A 548-nucleotide genomic window follows, 5' to 3' on the forward strand; every position below is an offset into this window, starting at 1 on the left:
GCGATACGCTTAAAGAAATTAAGAAAGACCCGGACCGTACGATGGTGGTTTTTGACCCTAGAAGGTCTGAAACAGCGAAGCAAGCCGATATACATTTTCAGTTAAAGCCAGGTACTGATGCTTATCTGATGTCTGCGATCTTGGCGATTATCGTAAAAGAGGGCCTGCATGATAAAGCCTTCCTCGAGAATCACTGCACTGGCTTTAATAAGCTCGAAGCTGAACTATTAGATATTCCTATTGAAGAGTATGTAGAAAAAGCCGATGTATCCCTTGAGATGACGCAGCAAGTTGCACGAGACTTTGCTAATGCTAAAGCGGGATGCGTAAGAATTGACTTGGGTCTGCAGCAGTCACTGCATTCCACCTTGACGGCATATTTGGAAAAAATGCTGTATATGGTGACCGGCAATTTCGGGAAAACTGGCGGCAATAATCTGCACACTTTATTTGTTCCCTTATTAGGTAATTCGGACGAGCGTCGCCGCGAGTACAAGCTCACGGCTCATCATAAAATGATGCCGATTTCGGGAATGTATCCACCAAAC

The 548-nt window shown here is 44.7% G+C and carries 1 pseudogene; it reads left to right on the forward strand.

What is annotated here, in order from left to right:
* A pseudogene (locus tag A3757_RS04590) lies at window positions 1–548 on the forward strand (molybdopterin-dependent oxidoreductase); the annotation flags it as partial.

The organism is Oleiphilus sp. HI0117, from assembly GCF_001635235.1.